The organism is Streptomyces sp. Y309 (genome assembly GCF_056712025.1).
Genome location: NZ_CM160048.1, coordinates 7,928,197 through 7,944,491, shown reverse-complemented (window position 1 = coordinate 7,944,491; position 16,295 = coordinate 7,928,197). Strand labels below are relative to the sequence as shown.

Genomic DNA, 16,295 nt, shown 5'->3' with positions numbered 1-16,295 from the left:
CCGGAGAGCCCGGCGCTCAGGCCTCCCTCCGCTGCCGCACCACCGACCCCGCCCTGCCCTTCACGACCTCCAGCTGCGCGTGCACCCGGCGCCGCAGGTCCGCGACGTGGCTGACGATGCCGACACTGCGGTCCCGCTCGCGCAGCGAGTCCAGGACGTCCAGGACCTCGTCGAGCGTCTGGTCGTCGAGGGAGCCGAAGCCTTCGTCAATGAAGAGCGTGTCGAGGCGCACGCCGCCCGCCTCGTCCGTGACGACGTCCGCGAGGCCGAGGGCGAGGGCGAGCGAGGCGAAGAACGTCTCGCCGCCGGAGAGGGTCGCCGTGTCGCGCTCGCGGCCCGTCCACGCGTCGACCACGTGCAGGCCGAGGCCCGAGCGGCCGCGGCCGGTGCGGTCGTCGGAGTGGACGAGGGTGTAGCGGCCCGAGGACATGCGGCGCAGCCGGACCGTCGCCGCGGCGGCGACCTGTTCCAGGCGGGCCGCGAGGACGTACGACTCCAGGCGCATCCTGCGTTCGTTGTCGGCCGAGGTCCCGGCGGCCAGCGTGGCGAGCCGCGCCACGCGGTCGTGGGCCTCGCGCAGCGGGGCGAGCCGCCGGGCGGCGGCGGCCGAGCGGGCGGAGAGCCGGTCGAGTTCGGCGCACCGCCGGGCGGCGGCGTCGCACGCGGACGCGGTGGCGCGCACCCGGTGGCCGGCCGCTTCGGCGGCGGCCTCGGCCTCGGTGAGCGGCGCGGGGGGCCGCTGCGCGGCGGCGGCCGCGTCGGGTTCGGCGAGCAGCGCGCGGACCGCGGCCTGCTCGTTCTGCCAGGCATCGATGCGGTGCTGGAGCTCGCGGTGGCCCGCGTCGTCGAGCAGCGCGGCGGACGCGGCGGCCGGGGTGTCGAACCCGGCGCGGAAGGCGGCGTCGGCGAGCCGGGCGTCGGCGTCCTTCAGGCGCTGGGCGGACTCGTCGGCGGCGCGGGCGGCGTCGGCGGCCTCGGTGAGCAGCGTGGTCTGCCGCTCCAACTGCGCGGCGCGCTGGGCGACGCTCGCGGACGCTCCGCGCGCGCGGCTCAACTCCTCCTCCAGGCCCGCCTGTTCAGCGGCCAGGGCGTCCCTCAGGGCGGCGCGGGACTCGACGCGGCGGGCCGCTTCCTGCTGGGCGGCGACCCGGCGGTCGTGCTCCCGCTCGGCACGGGCCAGCGCTTCGCGAGCGGCGTGCAGGCCGGAGGCGCGGTGACGGGCCTCGGTGTGGGCGTGCCGCAACTCCTCCACGGCCGCGGCGAGTTCGTCGACCGGTGTGTCGGACGCGGCGGCGGTGGCGGCCGCGAGTGATTCCCGTACGGTGCCGAGGTCCCGCTCGGCGGCCGCCCGGGCCTCGTCCGCCCGCTGGTGGGCGGCGAGGGCGGCCTCTTCGGCGGCGCGGTCGACGTGGCCCGCGGACTTCCGCGCGGGGGCGGGGTGTTCGGTGGCGCCGCAGACGGCGCAGGGGGTGCCGTCGTCGAGGTGCGCGGCGAGTTCGGCGGCGATGTCCGCGAGGCGCTGCTCCTTGAGGCCGAGCCAGCGCTCGTGGGCGGCGGTGGCGTGCTCGCGGGCGGCGATCAGGCGCTCCTGGGCCGCGGCGGCCTCCTGGGTGAGCCGGTCGCGGCGGCGGGCCGCGTCCAGTTTCTCCTGGGCGGGCTGGAGCCGGCCGGCCAGGTGCTCGGTGCGCGTGGCGGCCTCCTGGGCCGCCTCGATGCCGTCCTGGAGACGGGACCGGGTGGTGTCCCAGTCGGCGAGCCAGCCCGCGGCGTCCTGAAGGAGCTCGTCGTCGGCCCGCTCCTGGCGGTCCAGGTCGGCGCGCTGCGCGGTCAGTTCGGCGAGGCGGCGCTCGGCGCGGCGGGCGGAGGCGAGGCCGCCCAGTTCCTCGCTGGCCCGGCGCGCGGCGCCCGCGAGGCCGGTGGCGCCCTCGTCGGCGTACGCGGCGGGGAGCTGTGCACGCGCGCGTGCCTCGTCGGCCGTGGCGCGGCGGTGGTCCTCGTCGGCGTCGGCGCGCAGGGCGAGCGCCGGGGCGACGGTCTCCGCCTTGCGGGCCTGCTCCATGCGCGCGGCGAGGCGCCGCTGATCGTCGGCGCGCTCCTCGAGGCGGGCGGCGCGCTCCTGGGCGTCGGCGAACCGCCGTTGGAGGCGGGCCAGTTCGCGTACGTCGTCCAGCTCGGCGACCGCCGTCACGTGGGCGGACTCCGCGTGCGCGAGGGCGCTGCGGGCGACGGTGAGGCGCTCGCGGGCGCCCGCGCGGGCGACGGCGGCCCAGGCGAGCACGGAGTCGGCGAGCCCGGGGTCGCCGGGTGCGGCATCGGGCAGCGGCAGTTCGGCGCCCGTGCCGTCGCCGCCCCCGCCCGCGGCCTGCTGCATGCGGTGCGCGTCCGCGAGCAGGTCCGCGTCGCCCTCGCGCACCCGCGCCTCGGCGGCGCGGCGCTGCTCGGCGAGGCGCTGCTCGACGGCGGCGAACCGGCGCGTGTCGAAGAGCCGCCCGAGGAGCTTGCCGCGGGCCTCCGCGTCGGCGCGCAGGAAACGGGCGAAGTCGCCCTGCGGCAACAGCACGACCTGGCAGAACTGTTCCTTGCTCATGCCGAGGAGCTGCGTGATCTCCTCGCCGATCTCCTGGTGGGAGCGGCTGAGGTCCTTCCAGCCGCCGACGCCATCGGCGCCCCCGGCCGCGTACTCACGCAGCCAGCTCTGCGCCTTGTCCGTCGTGGTGCCCGTGCCGCGCTTCTTCGGGCGCTCCCAGGGCGGCTGCCGGATGATCTCCAGGCGGCACCCTGCCACGGTCAGTTCGAGCCGCACCTCCGTGCGGGTGTCCGGCCGGGCGTGGTCACTGCGCAGGGTCACCCCCTGGCCGCCGCCCTGCCGCGGACCTGGGACCGAGCCGTACAACGCGTAGCAGACGGCGTCCAGGACGGAGGTCTTGCCGGCGCCCGTGGGGCCGTGCAGCAGGAAGAGGCCGGCCGCCGACAGGTCGTCGAAGTCGATGTCCTGGGTGGTGCCGAACGGCCCGAAGGCGGTGATCCGCAGGCGGTGCAGCCTCATCGGGCCACCTCGCGCACCGTCTCTTCGGTGCGGACGGCGTCGAACGCGTCGCGCAGCACGGTCCGTTCGCGCTCGTCCGGGCCCGCGCCGCGCACATGGGTCACGAAGTCCTCCGCGATCTGCTGGTCGTCGCGGCCCTTGAGGCGCTGGGCGTACGACACGTCCGGGTCCTCGGGGGCGCGGTCCGGGTCGAAGACGAGGCTGAGGGTGTGCGGGAACCGCTCGGTGAGGCGGGCCATCGGCTCGTCCGGGCGGACCGCGTCCGTGAGGGTCGCCTCGATCCACGCCTCCTCGTGGCGGGCGAGGGCCGGGTCCACAAGCAGGTCCTCAAGGGCGCCTCTGATGCGGGCGAGCGGACGGGGCACCGGGCAGTCGATCCGCTCGGCCGCCGCCAGCTCCCCAGCGGGGCCGAGATCGATCAGCCACATGCTCTTGCGGTGCTCGGCCTCCGAGAAGGAGTACGCCAGCGGGGAACCGCTGTAGCGCACGCGCTCGCCGATGACCTGGCTGCCGTGCAGGTGGCCGAGCGCCACATAATCCACGCCGTCGAAGACACCGGCCGGCACAGAGGCGACGCCGCCGACCGTGATGTCCCGCTCGCTGTCGCTGGCAGCGCCGCCGGTCACGAAGGCGTGCGCGAGGACGACGGAGCGGGTGCCGTCCGCGCGCGCGGCGAGGTCGGCCCGGACGCGGTCCATGGCGGCCGCGAGCACCACCTCGTGCCCGGCGCGCCCGACGCCGAACTCGTCCTTCACCAGGGCCGGTTCGAGATACGGCAGGCCGTAGAACGCCACGTCCCCGTGGGCATCGGTGAGCACCACGGGGTCCGCGCAGCCGGCCGGGTCGGTGCGCAGGTGGATGCCCGCGCGGCCGATGAGTCCGGCGCCGACGCCGAGGCGGCGTGCCGAGTCGTGGTTCCCGGAGATCATCACCGTGGGCACGCCGAGGTCCGCGAGCCGGTGCAGGGCGTCGTCGAACAGCTCGACCGCGGCGAGCGGGGGCACCGCCCTGTCGTACACGTCCCCGGACACGACGACGGCGTCCACCTCGTGCTCCCGCGCCGTGGCGACGAGGTGGCCGATGAACTCGGCCTGGGCGCCGAGCATGTTCACGCGGTGGAGCGCCCGGCCCAGATGCCAGTCGGACGTGTGCAGAATTCTCAAGACGCCGCTCCGGCCCGCATGCTCGCTCTCCCCTCCTGCGCGCCGGATCCAGCACCGCCCCAGCACGGGCCTCGCCGACAGCAGCCACCACGCTAGCGCCTGCCGGCACCTGCTCGATCACGAGCCTCGGTCTCGATCACGAGCCTCAGTAGGGCACCGGCGACGACGGCGGTTGCGGGGACTCGGACGCGGGCGGCTGCTCCGGCTCCGAGGGGGGCGTGTGCGGCGCGGTCGAGGGGGACGGTGAGGACGGCTCGCCGGGGGACGTCTCACCGGGCGACGGCGAGGAAGGGGACGGGGTCAAGGACAGGGACGGCGACGGGGACGGCTGGTTCACCGGCGGCTGCGTCTCCTTGTCGCCGGCGCCCGTGTCGCCCTTGTCGCGCTCGAACCATTCACCGCTCTTCGGGTCGTACATGACGAACACGTTCACGACGTGGGCGGCGGGCGCCACGACCACGACGTTCGACGACCGGTACCCGGGCCACGCGTCGCCCGTCCGCTTCGGGGTGCCCTTCTGCGCGACGGGCGGCAGCAGCGGGTTTCCGCAGGCACAGCGCACGCGCGGCACGCCCCGGTCGTCCACGAGCACGGCGGTGCCGGCCTGCAGAACCGCCTGGTAGCTGGTGGCGGCGCCGTCACGGTAGCCGTGGTTGGTGACGCGAGTGTCCATGCGGAGCTGTACGGGCGTGAGCGCGCGCAGGTACGCGGGGACGGCGGACGCGTCGATGTCGAGGACAGAGGCGAACGCCTTGTTCTTCGCCGGGTCTTTCTGGAGGACGGCGACCTGCTTCTCCACGTCGCAACTGCCGACCTTGCGCGTCCCGCCGTAGAGGCCGGGAGCGGCGCCGTCGACGCCGCGCGTCACGTTGGCCGACTCCGAGGAACTCGGCAGCGCCTCCGGGGACGGCGGTGTGTCGTCGTCCCGGGCCGTCGACTCGGTGAAGGGATCGGGGCCCGACTTCCCCGCGGCCTGGAGCAGGACCTCGCCGTCGGGCTTGCCGTCGGAGCCGTCGGGCCGGGTGAGGACGACGGCCAGCGCCACGGCGGCCACGACGGCGAGGGCGAGCACCGCGACGCGCGGCGCCGACTTCCACCAGGGGCGGCCCGGCTCCGGGCTCCCGCCGGGGCCCTCGTCCGGCTCGTTCGCTCCCCCGCCCGAGCCGCCACCGCCCGGCGGACCGCTCGGCGGGCCCGACGGCCGATCCCCGCCGGGCGGTGGCGTCGCGTCGGACGGGGTCTCACCCGGCTGGGTGGTGCCCGGCTGAGTGGCGCCCGGCTGCGAAGGGCCCGAGAGCGGACCTGAAGGGGGTCCTGTGGGGCGACCTGACGACGGCGGTTCGACGCTCACGAAGACTTCTTCCCTGCGTAGGTGCGACGTACGAATCGGTCACGCTTTGGGGCGTTCTGCACGATCTGTTTCGTTACGCGCCTATTGTGTGTCCCGATTCCTGGAGGCCCGCAAGCCGACGCGTCCCGGGGGCCCGCAAGCCGACGCGGTCGGCCCTCCCGAGGGGCGGGCCGACGCGGGGCTGCTTAGCGTGACAACGTGAGTCACCAGACGCCGCCCGGCCGGGCAGGCACGCAGCGCGCGCCGCAGAGCCGACGGGCCCCCCACGGCTGGCCCCACGCCCTCGTCGCCGTGCTCGCCGCGCTGGTGGCCATGGCCGTCGTCGCCGCGCTCGGGCTGTGGGCCGCCGGGGCCGCGGACCTGCCCGACGGCGCGTTCCCCAGCGTCGTCGCCGCGGTCGTCGTCATGGCGGTCGGCGGCTCCGTCGGGCTCTCCGGCGACGCCGGGGCGCTCGCCGAGACGGACGCGGGGCTCTCCGTGCTGCCCCTCTCGGTCACCCTGGCCGGAGCTCTGGTGATCGCCGCCGGATTCCTCAGGCCGCTGCGGCACCGGGCCGTCGCCGACACCAGGGAACTGACCGGCTGGGCCGCCCGGATCGCGCTGCTGTGGGCCCTGCTCCTCGTGGGCCTCGGCCTGCTGGCCCGCCACCGGTTCACCGTCACGCTCGGGGAGGGGGCCGCGGACGACATCGGTGACCTGCTGGGTGCCTCGCCCGAAGTCGGTTTCGAGACGGATCTGCCGCTGACGCTCGTGTTCGGCCTGCTGTGGCTGATCGGCGTACTCGCCGTGGCGCTGCTGGTCGCGCGCGGGGCTCCGCTCCCCGCCCGCCTGGTGCGCTTCCAGGAGTCGGTACGTCCGGCGGCATACGCCATGGTGGTCCTGCTGCTCGCGTACGTCGCCCTGGGGCTTGTCATCGGCGTGGTCGTGGCGGCGACGAAGGGGCACGCCGCCGAGACGGTCGCGGTGCTGCTTCTCGGGCTTCCCAACCTCGTCTGGCTAGCCTTCACCCTCGGGCTCGGCGCGTCCTGGGAAGGCCGCGTGGACGGGCCGTTCGGACTGCCCATGCCGCGCGTGCTGGACGACGTGCTGCGTACTCCGAACGACTCCACGCTCAGTCTGCGCACGCTCTCCGAACACGACGGCCGGGTGTGGTGGCTGCTGGTCGTCGCGGCGGTCATGGTCCTTGGGGCGGCGTTCCTGATGGCGGCACGCTCGCCGACCCGGATGCGGGCCTGGCAGCACGCCGTGCACATGGCGGTGGCGCTGACCCTCACCGTGCTCGCCGTCTGCCTGCTCGCCCGCGTCTCCGCCCGCTACGGCCTGTCGCTCCTGGGCATCGGGGACCTCGGCGGCGGCCTGTCCGGCGTCGTGGAGCTGCGGCCGCACCTGGGTCGGGCGCTGTTCCTCGCCGTGGCCTGGGGTCTGGTCGCCGGGTTCATCGGGGGCGTGCTCGCGCGGCGGGTCCGACGGCGCGGCGAGGTGGGGGACGAGGGGCCCTGACAGGCCTAGCCCGGCAACCGCCGAAAGACCGGCCGCGCCCAGCCGGGAGGCTCCGGCGGCGCTCCGGGGTCGGCGGAGGCTCCCACGACCTGGACGTCCACCTGTGTCGGAGGGTGACCCTGGCCACCGCCCATGACCGCGGAGCGCAAAGCGGCCGTGAACTCCAGGCAGGAGCCGTACCGGTCGTCGGGGCTCTTGGCCAACGCCTTCGCGAGGACTCCGTCGAGGGCTTCGGGGATGCCGGGGCGCTTCTCGGTCAGGCGGGGCGGCTGGTCGTACTGATGGGCCCAGAGCAGCGCCATGTCGTCGTCGCGCTGGAAGGGCGGCCCGCCGGCGATGGTCTCGTGGACGACGCAGGCAAGGCTGTAGACGTCGCACCTGCCGTCCACGGGGCGCCCCGAGATCTGTTCCGGTGCCACGTAGTCGAGGGTCCCGACGAACTGGCCGACGGTCGTGAACCCGGTCAGCGAGAGGGACTTCTTCGTCAGGCCGAAGTCCGTGAGGTAGACGTGCTCCGGGCGGTCGCTGTCCGTGCCCTTGGCCACAAGGATGTTGCCGGGTTTGACGTCGCGGTGGACGAGGCCGTGGTCGTGGGCCGCGTCGAGCGCGGACGCGACCTGCGCGGCGATGCGGAGGGCGGCCCCGACGGGGAGCGGGCCCGAGCGGTCGAGCAGGTGACGCAGGTCGAGCCCGGGAACGTAACGCATCGCGATGTAGAGCACGCCGTCGGTCTCGCCCGCCTCGAAGACCGGCACGATGTGCGGATGCTCGATCGCGGCGGCCACGCGCGACTCGTGCGTGAAGCGCTGCCGGAAGGTGTCGTTGCGCGCGAGCTCGGGGGCGAGCAGCTTCAGGGCGACGGTCCGGTCCAGACGCAGATCCTTGGCGCGATACACGACGGCCATGCCGCCGCGCCCGATCTCGCTCTCGACCCGGTATCCCGCTATCTGCTTCCCGATCAGATCGGAGGGCCGCCCGAACTGCGGCCCCTGTCCCGACGGCGCGTCACGCGGAGCGGTCCCCATCAGGCGTCACCGGGCCGGGCAGGCGAGTCGGGGTCGACCGTGACGGGCGGGATGCGACGGGTGGGTTCTTCGCCGTACGGAGCATGCGCCCGATCCGGATCAGGCGCCGCCTCGACCACCTGCGTCGGCTCCGGCGCCCCGCCCGCCCCCTCGCCGTGGACGCTCGGCCCGTCGCCCGCCGCGTACGTACTGAGCCGCGTCCCGTCGCAGTACACCCACCGCTCGTGTTCGGCGTCGTAGAGCCACACCGACTCGCCGTCCACGATCATGCCCACGCGCAGTCCGTGCGTCCGGCGGCGGAAGGACTCGCCGTCCGTCCCGCCGGCCGCCAGTTCCTCCGCCGCGCGACGGTAGCGCGCCAGTGCGTCCTCGGCCCGCGCCAGGAGCGGGCGTGGGTCCGCCGTGCGGGTCGGCGGGTGGCCCGCGGCCGGCGGATCGCGTGGCACGGCGACCAGGAGGCGGCCGTCGACCCAGGCCGACCAGCCGTTGGCGCAGACGATCCGGCCCCAGTCGCCGAGCCGGTCGACCAGCTGCACGGGCAGCAGCGCGTCGAGCGGCGTCGTCGGCCGGTTCGCGTCCGGCGCCTCCCAGGCGGGCAGCCCGTCCGGGGGGACGACGTGTGTGGGGCGGAAGTCCGCAGTGGTCATCGCACCTGCCCCTACTTCCGCATGACCGCGGGTTCGTGCCGTCGCAGCAGCCTGGCGACGGCGTATCCGAAGACGACCGAGAGAACCACCAGCATGCCCACGTTGATCAGCCAGACACCCGCGGAGTGCCGGAACAGCGGATCCGCCGCCAGCTCCCCCGGGACGATCCTGCCGAGGCCGACGGTCCCCGCCATCGCGCCCAGCGCCCACCGCGAGGGCACGAGCCACGCCAACTGCTCGACGCCGGGCACCCCGTGGAGCTTCAGGAGTGCGCCGCAGAACACCACTTGGACGATGGCGAGGAGCACGAGCAGCGGCATCGTCACCTCTTCCTTGCGCACCAGGGCCGAGACGAGCAGCCCGAGCATCATGGCCGTGAAGGCCAGCAGGGCCACCGCCACGGTGATCTCGACCAGCGGCGACAGCAACACGCCCTCGCCGCCGGGCGCGTTGAGGTCGACGCCGAGCAGGGCCACCAGGGTCAGCACGACGGCCTGCAGCACGGTGATCGTGCCGAGCACGACGACCTTGGACATCAGATACGCCGATCTGGAGAGCCCCACGGCCCGTTCGCGCCGGTAGATGACGCGTTCCTTGACCAGTTCCCGCACGGCGTTGGCGGCGCCGGTCAGGACTCCGCCCACGCAGAGGATGAGCAGCGCGTTCATCGCGGTCTCCTGCGTCAGCCTGCTCCCGGCCAGCGCGCGGGCCATGGCGCCCATCACGAACGGCAGCGCGATCATGATCGCGAGGAAGGTCCGGTCCGCGCCGAGCGTGGCCGCGTACCGCCGCACCAGGGTGCGCAGTTGGGACCCCCAGCTCTGCGACTTCGGCGGCGGTGCGAAGGCGGCGACCTGACCAGGGCCGCCTTGCGGCAAGAGACCCGCACCGCCCTGTTGCGGGAGACCCGCGCCACCCTGCTGCGGGAGATGCGGCTGCGCGGAGGAGTCGACGATGTACCGCTGGTGGAACGGCGACTGCCGGTAGTCCCCCGCCCAGTCCCGGTCGCGGTCCCCCTCGAAGGCCTCGAACGCCTCGGGCCACTGCTCGAAGCCGAAGAACGGGAGGGACTCCCGCGGCGGCCCGTAGTAGGCGATCCTGCCGCCCGCGGCGAGCACGAGGAGGCGGTCGCACACGTCGAGGCTGAGCACGCTGTGCGTGACGACGATGACGGTCCGGCCGTCGTCGGCGAGGCCGCGCAGCATGTGCATCACCGAGCGGTCCATGCCGGGGTCGAGCCCGGACGTCGGCTCGTCGAGGAACAGCAGCGACGGCTTCGTCAGCAGTTCGAGGGCGACGCTCACGCGCTTGCGCTGTCCGCCGGAGAGGCTGTGGATGGGCTGGTCGACGCGCTGCTCGAGGCCGAGTTCGCGGATGACCTCGTCGACCCTGGCCCGGCGTTCCGCCTTCTCGGTGTCCTGAGGGAAGCGCAGTTCGGCGGCGTATCCGAGGGCCCTGCGCACGGTGAGCTGCGCGTGCAGGATGTCGTCCTGCGGCACGAGACCGATGCGCTGACGGAGCTCGGCGTAGTCGCGGTAGAGGTCGCGGCCGTCGTAGAGGACGGTGCCGCCGTCGGCGGGGCGCAGGCCGGTGAGGGCGTTGAGGAGGGTGGACTTGCCCGCGCCACTGGGGCCGACGACGGCGAGCAGGCACTTCTCGCCGACGGGGAACGAGACCCGGTCGAGGAGCGTCTTGCGGCCCCGGTCGACGGCGACCGTCAGCTCCTGCACGTCGAGCGACACCTCGCCCGTGTCGACGTACTCCTGCAGCTGGTCGCCGACGAGACAGTACGCGCGGTGGCCGACGCCGACGATGTCCCCGGGCACGACCGGGGCACGGGCGACCGGCCGGCCGTTGAGATAGGTGCCGTTGTGGCTGCCGAGGTCCACGATCTCGTACGTGCCGTCCGCGAGGACCCGCAGCTCGGCGTGGCGGCGTGAGACGACCAAGTCGTCGATGACCAGGTCGTTGTCGGGGGCGCGGCCGATGCGGACGGTGCGGGTGGGCAGCGGGCGCACGGTCGTCGGCTGCCGGAAGGTGCCGGTGGCCAGCGGCGCCCGGACGGCGGAGGGGCGCTCAGGAGCGGCGGGCGGGGGCGGCTCACGGCCGACGAGGACCGCGCGCGGGCCGTCAGTGGCGTTGCCGAAGCAGAGGACGCTGCCCGGCCCGACGTCCCCCTCGTGGACGCGCCGGCCGTCGGCGTACGTGCCGTTCGTGCTGTGCTCGTCCTCGATCGTCCAGTGGTCGCGCTCGGCGTGCAGGACGGCGTGGTGCCAGGAGACGCGGGCGTCGTCGATGACGATGTCGCTCAGCGGGTCGCGGCCGACGTGATACTCCCGGCTGGGGCTCAGCACCGTGGAGCCGGTGTCGGTCTCGAGGACGAGTTCGGGCGCAGTCGGCGCCACGGGCCGCTCTCCCATGCCCAAATTCTACCTATTCGCACACATTCGCGCCTGAGGTCGGGCGCCACCCGGCGTCAGGCGTCCCCGTACGCCTCTCCCCCGAGCTCGAAGGCCGCGCTGCCCGCGGTGGCGTCCGCGAGCCACGCCTTGAAGGCCTCCACGTCGGCGTCGGGCAGGCCGATCTCGATGGTCACCGCGTCCGCGTACCGCACGTCGCGCACCTCGCGCCCCGCCGACCGCAGATCATTCTGGATCTTGCCCGCGCGCTGGTGGTCGACCGTGACGGTGGCGAGCCTGAAGCGCCTGCGGGTCAAGGTACCGACCGCGTCGAGCGCCTCGCCGACCGCTCCTCCGTAGGCACGGATCAGCCCGCCCGCGCCGAGCTTGACGCCTCCGTAGTAGCGGGTCACGACGGCGACGACGTACCGCATGTCGCGGCGCAGCAGCATCTGGAGCATCGGGACGCCCGCGGTGCCGCCCGGTTCGCCGTCGTCGCTCGCCTTCTGTACGGAGGCGTCGGCGCCGATGACGTACGCGAAGCAGTTGTGCGTGGCCGTCGGGTGCTCCTTGCGGACGCGGGCGACGAAGTCCTGGGCCTCCTGCTCGGTGGCGGCGGGCGCGAGCGCGCACAGGAAGCGCGAGCGGTTGACCTCGGTCTCGTGCACGCCCTCACGGGCCACTGTGCGGTACTCGTCCTGCATCAGGCCACCCTATGCGCTCGGCCCACCTGGGCCGTTGCCCCTGCCGTCGGGTCCGGTCGAGGCCTTCGGGACCGCGTGGCGCGGCCCGCCGGTAAAGTGATCGACCGTGACGTCACCTTCGAAGTGCATGGACGAAGTGTCCGGAGAGACCGGCATATTGGGCACGCTCCTGGCGGGGCAGCCCGTCTTCGTGGCCGAGACCCGCGAGGACCCGGCCGACGCCGTCCTGTTTCCCGAAGAGGCCGCTTTCGTGGCGAAGGCGGTGCTCAAGCGGCAGCGCGAGTTCACCACCGCGCGGCACTGCGCCCGCCTCGCGCTCGCCCGCATCGACGTGCCGCCCGCGCCCATCCTGCGCGGCGACAAGGGCGAGCCGTTGTGGCCGGACGGAGTGGTCGGCAGCATGACGCACTGCCAGGGCTACCGCGCCGCGGTCGTCGCCCGCACCGGCGCCGTCACCTCGCTCGGCGTCGACGCGGAGCCCGCCGAGCCGCTGTCGGAAGAAGGCGTACTCGAGCTGGTCAGCGACGAGACGGAGCGCGCGGCGCTGGCCGCGCTCGCCGTCGAGCAGCCCGCCGTTCCGTGGGACCGGCTGCTGTTCAGCGCCAAGGAGTCCGTCTACAAGGCGTGGTTCCCGCTCGCCAAGCGCTGGCTCGGCTTCGAGGACGCGCACCTGGACATCCGCGCCGACGGCACGTTCACGGCCAAGTTCCTGGTGGAGGGCCCGGTCGTCGCGGGCTCCGAGCTCACGGGGTTCTCCGGTACATGGCTGGTACGGGACGGGGTCCTCGTGACGGCGATCGTGCTGCGGGCGGAGTGAGGACCTCCGCCCGGTAGGACCCCGGGGGAGCTCCCGGGGAAGCCCCCGGCTCGGCGGCTCACGCCGAACTGGCCAGGCTCCCCCAGAACATCTCCTCGTAGTCCTGGAGCAGCCGCCCGTGCCGCAGCGCCGTCGCGGGCGTGAGGCGCTCCCGGTCGATGCCTTCCTGGAGCGCGGCGAGGCCCGCGCGGTCAAGGTCGGGCGCGGGCTCGGCGAAGAAGTCGAAGAAGCCGCAGGCCTCGTCGGAGAAGCCGTACCGCGCGCGCAGCGCCTCCGCGAGCGTGGCGCAACAGCCGCCCCACGCCGCGAAGTTGGCGGTCAGCGCGAGCACCGCGTCGGCCGGTTCGGCGTTCAGGGCCAGCCACGCGACGTACGCCGGATAGGCCTGACAGCCCGCCATGGGGACGTACGCGGCCACCTGCTCCGCGCTCACCTCGCACGCCGCGAGCAGCGGGCCGAGCCGGTCGAGCGCCACCGCCTCGCCCTCGGCGAGCGCACCGAAGAAGGCGGCGCACGCGGCCAGGCCCGATGCGCCGGAGCGGGCGGCCAGATGCAGGAAGGAGCGGCGGTCGGCCGGGACGATCCGGCACTGCTCCAGGGCCAGCGCGGCGAGCGCGCGCCGGTCGGCGCGGCCGTCCGCGACGAGCGGGACCAAGGGGTTCGCGCCCGGTTTCGGGGCGAGTTGCGCCGCCGCGTCCTCCAGGAGTCCGCGTGCCGTCAGTCCGCGTGCCGTGCCGGCCGGCTGTTCACGGGGTGTCCGGGTCATAGAGGCAACCTTTCCGTGCGTACGCAACTTTTGGGTACTTTTTGGTCCGGATGCTTCGGATGCTAGCTTCTACAGTGTTGTAGAAAGTGGCGGGCAACAACAACTGCGCGCACCAACTGATGGAGTTTTTCCATGGCCCTGTGGGACCGCTTGAAGGAATCCGCGTCGACGATGCAGGCGCAGCTGACAGCGAAGAAGAACGACCTCACGAGCGGGGCCTTCCGCGACGCGAGCATGGCGATGTGCGCGCTGGTCGCGGCCGCCGACGGCACCGTGGACGCGGCGGAGCGGCAGCGGGTGGCGCAGCTCATCGCGACGAATGAGGTGCTGCGGAACTTCGACGCGGACGACCTGCGGCGCCGCTTCGACGCCAACGTGGACAAGCTGACCGCCGACTTCGCGTTCGGCAAGGTGAGCGTGTTGCAGGAGGTCGCGAAGGCCAAGAAGAAGCCGGCCGAGGCGCGTGCGGTGATCCAGATCGGCATCGTCATCGGCGGCGCCGACGGCGACTTCGACAAGGACGAGCAGGCCGTGGTGCGGGAGGCGTGCTTCGCGCTGGAGCTGCCGCCGCACGAGTTCGACCTCTGACGGCAGCGGCTTCACAGGCGGCGGCCTGACAGACGGCGGCCTCGCAGGACAGCGGCGGCCTCACAGGGGTGTGGCCGCCCGCAGGACCAGCACCATCGTCACCGTCGCGTTCGCCGAGGACATCGCGGACACGGCGGTGCCGCACGCGGCGCCCCAGAGCGCCAGGCCCACCGCCGTGAACAGCGAGGGCCGGGTGCGGGCGGCGGGCGCCGGGGCGAGCAGGGCCGCGACGCGGCGCGGCACCGGACCCGCCGCGGCAAGCCCCGGGAGCACCGGCGCGGGCGCCCGCCTCGGCGCGAGCGCGGCCTTGCCGATGGCACGCGCGACCACGCGCCGGTCCCGGACCACCGCGGCGGCCTCCTCGTCGGCCCACCGCTCGGCGGTGTACGCGGTGGCCGTACGCAGCGGCAGCAGGAACGGGTTGGCCCGCGCGGCCAACTGCGTCACCAGCAGGAACCGGTGGTGGCGTGCGGCGAGATGGGCCCGCTCGTGGGCGAACAGGGCGCGGCGCTCGGCGGGTTGGAGCCGGTCGAGCAGAGCACGGCTGACGACGACGCGCCCGCGCCCCTTCCCCGATCTCCCCGGCCTCCCCGGCCTCCCCGGCCTCCCCGGCAACGCGTACGCGTACGCCTCCCCCTCGTCCGGCAACACCGTCACCGACCTCGCGGGCAGCCCCGCGAGCGCGCGCCGACCCCGGCGACGTACCGCCGTGTGCCGCCACAGTGTGTGCGCGAGCGCCCCGCACACCGCCGTCAGCGCCGGGATCGCGGCCGTGCCGGCGATCTCGTCGAAGGGCAGGGCGGCGCGGACCTCCGGGTCGGACCAGCCGTCGGGCAGCGGGTTGCCGGGCAGTTGGGCGGTGCCGACGACCATGAGCAGCGCCAGGCACAGCGTGCTGCACAGCGCCATCACGGCGGCGAGCACGGTGAGCAGGCGGGTGGCCGTGCGCGGGTGCAGATGCCGGTCGGCGAGCCGGGCGACCGGCCAGGCGCTCAGCGGCAGCACGAGCGGCAGAAAGACGAAGACCCCCATGCGTACGGTCAGTCCTCCGCGGCGTCGCCGCCCGCCTCGCCGAGGAGGTCGCGCAGCAGCCGCTCGTCGTCGGCGGACAGGGTGGTGACAAAGCTGGCGAGCACGGCCTCGCGGTCCCGCTCGCCGTCGAGGACCTTGCGCATGCGCAGCGCGGCGAGCCCCGCCTCGTCGGCGGTGGACCGCCAGACGAAGGAGCGGCCCGCACGCTCACGTGTCACCACGTTCTTCGCGAGCAGCCGGGTGAGGATCGTCATCACGGTGGTGTACGCGAGGTCGCCGCCGATGCGTTCCTGCACCCAGGCCGCGCCGACCGGGCCGCGCGCGCTGTGCAGCGCCGCGAGCACCTGGGCCTCCAGCTCGCCCTGCCCGCGCCTGCGCAGGCGCGGCTCCCGCCCGCCGCCGTCGTGCTGCGTCATGCCGTGTCCTCGCCTCCCGTCCGTCGCGGTGCGCATGCCATCGCGGTTCGTACCTCGCACTCCCGAACATCACACTCGTCACGTATGTCGCGTACGTCGCGCAGGGAGCGCCACATCGTAACGGCCGGAAGGGGCAGGGCCACCCCCGGACAGTTCTACACTCATGTAGATTCTAAGTCCCGGTCCCGACCACGGCCGGGACCGATTTTCCGCAGAGGACCACAGGAGGACACCGTGGGAGTTTCCCTCGCCAAGGGCGGCAATGTCTCGCTGAGCAAGGAGGCACCCGGCCTCACCGCCGTACTGGTCGGCCTGGGCTGGGACGTGCGGACGACCACCGGCACGGACTACGACCTCGATGCCAGCGCGCTGCTCTGCGACGACTCCGGCAAGGTCGTCTCCGACCAGCACTTCATCTTCTACAACAACCTGACGAGCCCCGACGGCTCGGTGGAGCACACCGGCGACAACCTCACCGGTGAGGGCGAGGGCGACGACGAGGCCGTGAAGGTCAGCCTCGCCACCGTGCCCCCGCAGATCACGAAGATCGTCTTCCCGGTGTCGATCCACGACGCGGAGAACCGCGGCCAGAGCTTCGGCCAGGTCCGCAACGCCTTCATCCGCGTGGTGAACCAGGCGGACAACCAGGAGATCGCCCGCTACGACCTCTCCGAGGACGCCTCCACGGAGACCGCGATGGTCTTCGGCGAGCTCTACCGCCACGGCGCCGAGTGGAAGTTCCGCGCCGTCGGCCAGGGCTACGCCAGCGGCCTGCGCGGCATCGCGTCGGACTTCGGCGTCAACGTCTGAACCGCCTCCGGCGTCGACGCACGACGGCGGG

14 protein-coding genes are annotated in these 16,295 nt (G+C 73.9%); 4 read left to right on the top strand and 10 right to left on the bottom strand.

The genetic code is table 11. The features are described from left to right. Positions 1–16: 16 nt before the first annotated feature. The 3 genes from AC0KTA_RS33150 to AC0KTA_RS33140 all read right to left on the bottom strand — a co-directional run bounded on the left by AC0KTA_RS33150 (position 17) and on the right by AC0KTA_RS33140 (position 5,560). The gene (locus AC0KTA_RS33150) at positions 17–3,046 is read right to left on the bottom strand and encodes an AAA family ATPase (protein WP_481051880.1); all 3,030 of its coding nucleotides are present in this window, start codon (positions 3,044–3,046) and stop codon (positions 17–19) included. Further along, complete coding sequence (locus AC0KTA_RS33145; RefSeq protein WP_481051879.1) at positions 3,043–4,209, bottom strand: exonuclease SbcCD subunit D; 1,167 nt, start codon at positions 4,207–4,209, stop codon at positions 3,043–3,045. Before AC0KTA_RS33145 ends, AC0KTA_RS33150 begins: the two co-directional genes overlap by 4 nt. Positions 4,210–4,354: 145 nt before the next feature. Beyond that, the gene (locus AC0KTA_RS33140; protein WP_481051878.1) at positions 4,355–5,560 is read right to left on the bottom strand and encodes a DUF6777 domain-containing protein; all 1,206 of its coding nucleotides are present in this window, start codon (positions 5,558–5,560) and stop codon (positions 4,355–4,357) included. A 198-nt stretch (positions 5,561–5,758) separates the two neighbouring features. On the opposite strand from AC0KTA_RS33140, the gene AC0KTA_RS33135 reads away from it, so the two are divergent. Next, positions 5,759–7,060 (top strand): streptophobe family protein, encoded by a 1,302-nt coding sequence (locus AC0KTA_RS33135; RefSeq protein ID WP_481051877.1) that lies wholly within the window; start codon positions 5,759–5,761, stop codon positions 7,058–7,060. A gap of 5 nt (positions 7,061–7,065) precedes the next feature. On the opposite strand, the gene AC0KTA_RS33130 is transcribed toward AC0KTA_RS33135, so the two are convergent. The 4 genes from AC0KTA_RS33130 to AC0KTA_RS33115 are packed head-to-tail and all read right to left on the bottom strand — an operon-like array spanning position 7,066 to position 11,835. Continuing rightward, the gene (locus tag AC0KTA_RS33130) at positions 7,066–8,085 is read right to left on the bottom strand and encodes a serine/threonine-protein kinase (RefSeq protein WP_481051876.1); all 1,020 of its coding nucleotides are present in this window, start codon (positions 8,083–8,085) and stop codon (positions 7,066–7,068) included. Beyond that, a complete protein-coding gene (locus AC0KTA_RS33125) occupies positions 8,085–8,732 on the bottom strand; it encodes a hypothetical protein (RefSeq protein WP_481051875.1) in 648 nt (215 codons plus the stop codon). The genes AC0KTA_RS33130 and AC0KTA_RS33125 overlap by 1 nt, the downstream gene beginning before the upstream one ends. 11 nt (positions 8,733–8,743) lie before the next feature. Continuing rightward, positions 8,744–11,152, bottom strand: a complete 2,409-nt coding sequence (locus tag AC0KTA_RS33120) for an FHA domain-containing protein (RefSeq protein WP_481051874.1) — start codon at positions 11,150–11,152, stop codon at positions 8,744–8,746. A gap of 56 nt (positions 11,153–11,208) precedes the next feature. After that, complete coding sequence (locus tag AC0KTA_RS33115) at positions 11,209–11,835, bottom strand: YigZ family protein (RefSeq protein WP_481051873.1); 627 nt, start codon at positions 11,833–11,835, stop codon at positions 11,209–11,211. A 127-nt stretch (positions 11,836–11,962) separates the two neighbouring features. Here AC0KTA_RS33115 and AC0KTA_RS33110 point away from each other — a divergent pair, with 127 nt between their 5' ends. Beyond that, the gene (locus AC0KTA_RS33110) at positions 11,963–12,652 is read left to right on the top strand and encodes a 4'-phosphopantetheinyl transferase family protein (protein WP_481051872.1); all 690 of its coding nucleotides are present in this window, start codon (positions 11,963–11,965) and stop codon (positions 12,650–12,652) included. A gap of 58 nt (positions 12,653–12,710) precedes the next feature. Here AC0KTA_RS33110 and AC0KTA_RS33105 read toward each other — a convergent pair whose 3' ends face one another. Then, a complete protein-coding gene (locus AC0KTA_RS33105) occupies positions 12,711–13,418 on the bottom strand; it encodes a transcriptional regulator (RefSeq protein WP_481051871.1) in 708 nt (235 codons plus the stop codon). A gap of 132 nt (positions 13,419–13,550) precedes the next feature. On the opposite strand from AC0KTA_RS33105, the gene AC0KTA_RS33100 reads away from it, so the two are divergent. After that, positions 13,551–14,006: a tellurite resistance TerB family protein gene (locus AC0KTA_RS33100; protein WP_481051870.1), complete on the top strand. Its 456-nt coding sequence runs from the start codon at positions 13,551–13,553 to the stop codon at positions 14,004–14,006. A gap of 60 nt (positions 14,007–14,066) precedes the next feature. Here the strand turns inward: AC0KTA_RS33100 and AC0KTA_RS33095 are convergent, their stop codons facing one another. Together AC0KTA_RS33095 and AC0KTA_RS33090 are read right to left on the bottom strand one after the other, a co-directional pair. Beyond that, entirely contained in the window at positions 14,067–15,038 is a 972-nt protein-coding gene (locus AC0KTA_RS33095; protein WP_481051869.1) for a M48 family metalloprotease, read from the bottom strand. An 8-nt stretch (positions 15,039–15,046) separates the two neighbouring features. Further along, positions 15,047–15,454, bottom strand: coding sequence for a BlaI/MecI/CopY family transcriptional regulator (locus AC0KTA_RS33090; protein ID WP_481051868.1), 408 nt, complete (start codon positions 15,452–15,454; stop codon positions 15,047–15,049). A gap of 234 nt (positions 15,455–15,688) precedes the next feature. Between AC0KTA_RS33090 and AC0KTA_RS33085 the strand changes: the two genes are divergently transcribed. Beyond that, entirely contained in the window at positions 15,689–16,264 is a 576-nt protein-coding gene (locus AC0KTA_RS33085; protein WP_481051867.1) for a TerD family protein, read from the top strand. Positions 16,265–16,295: the final 31 nt, after the last annotated feature.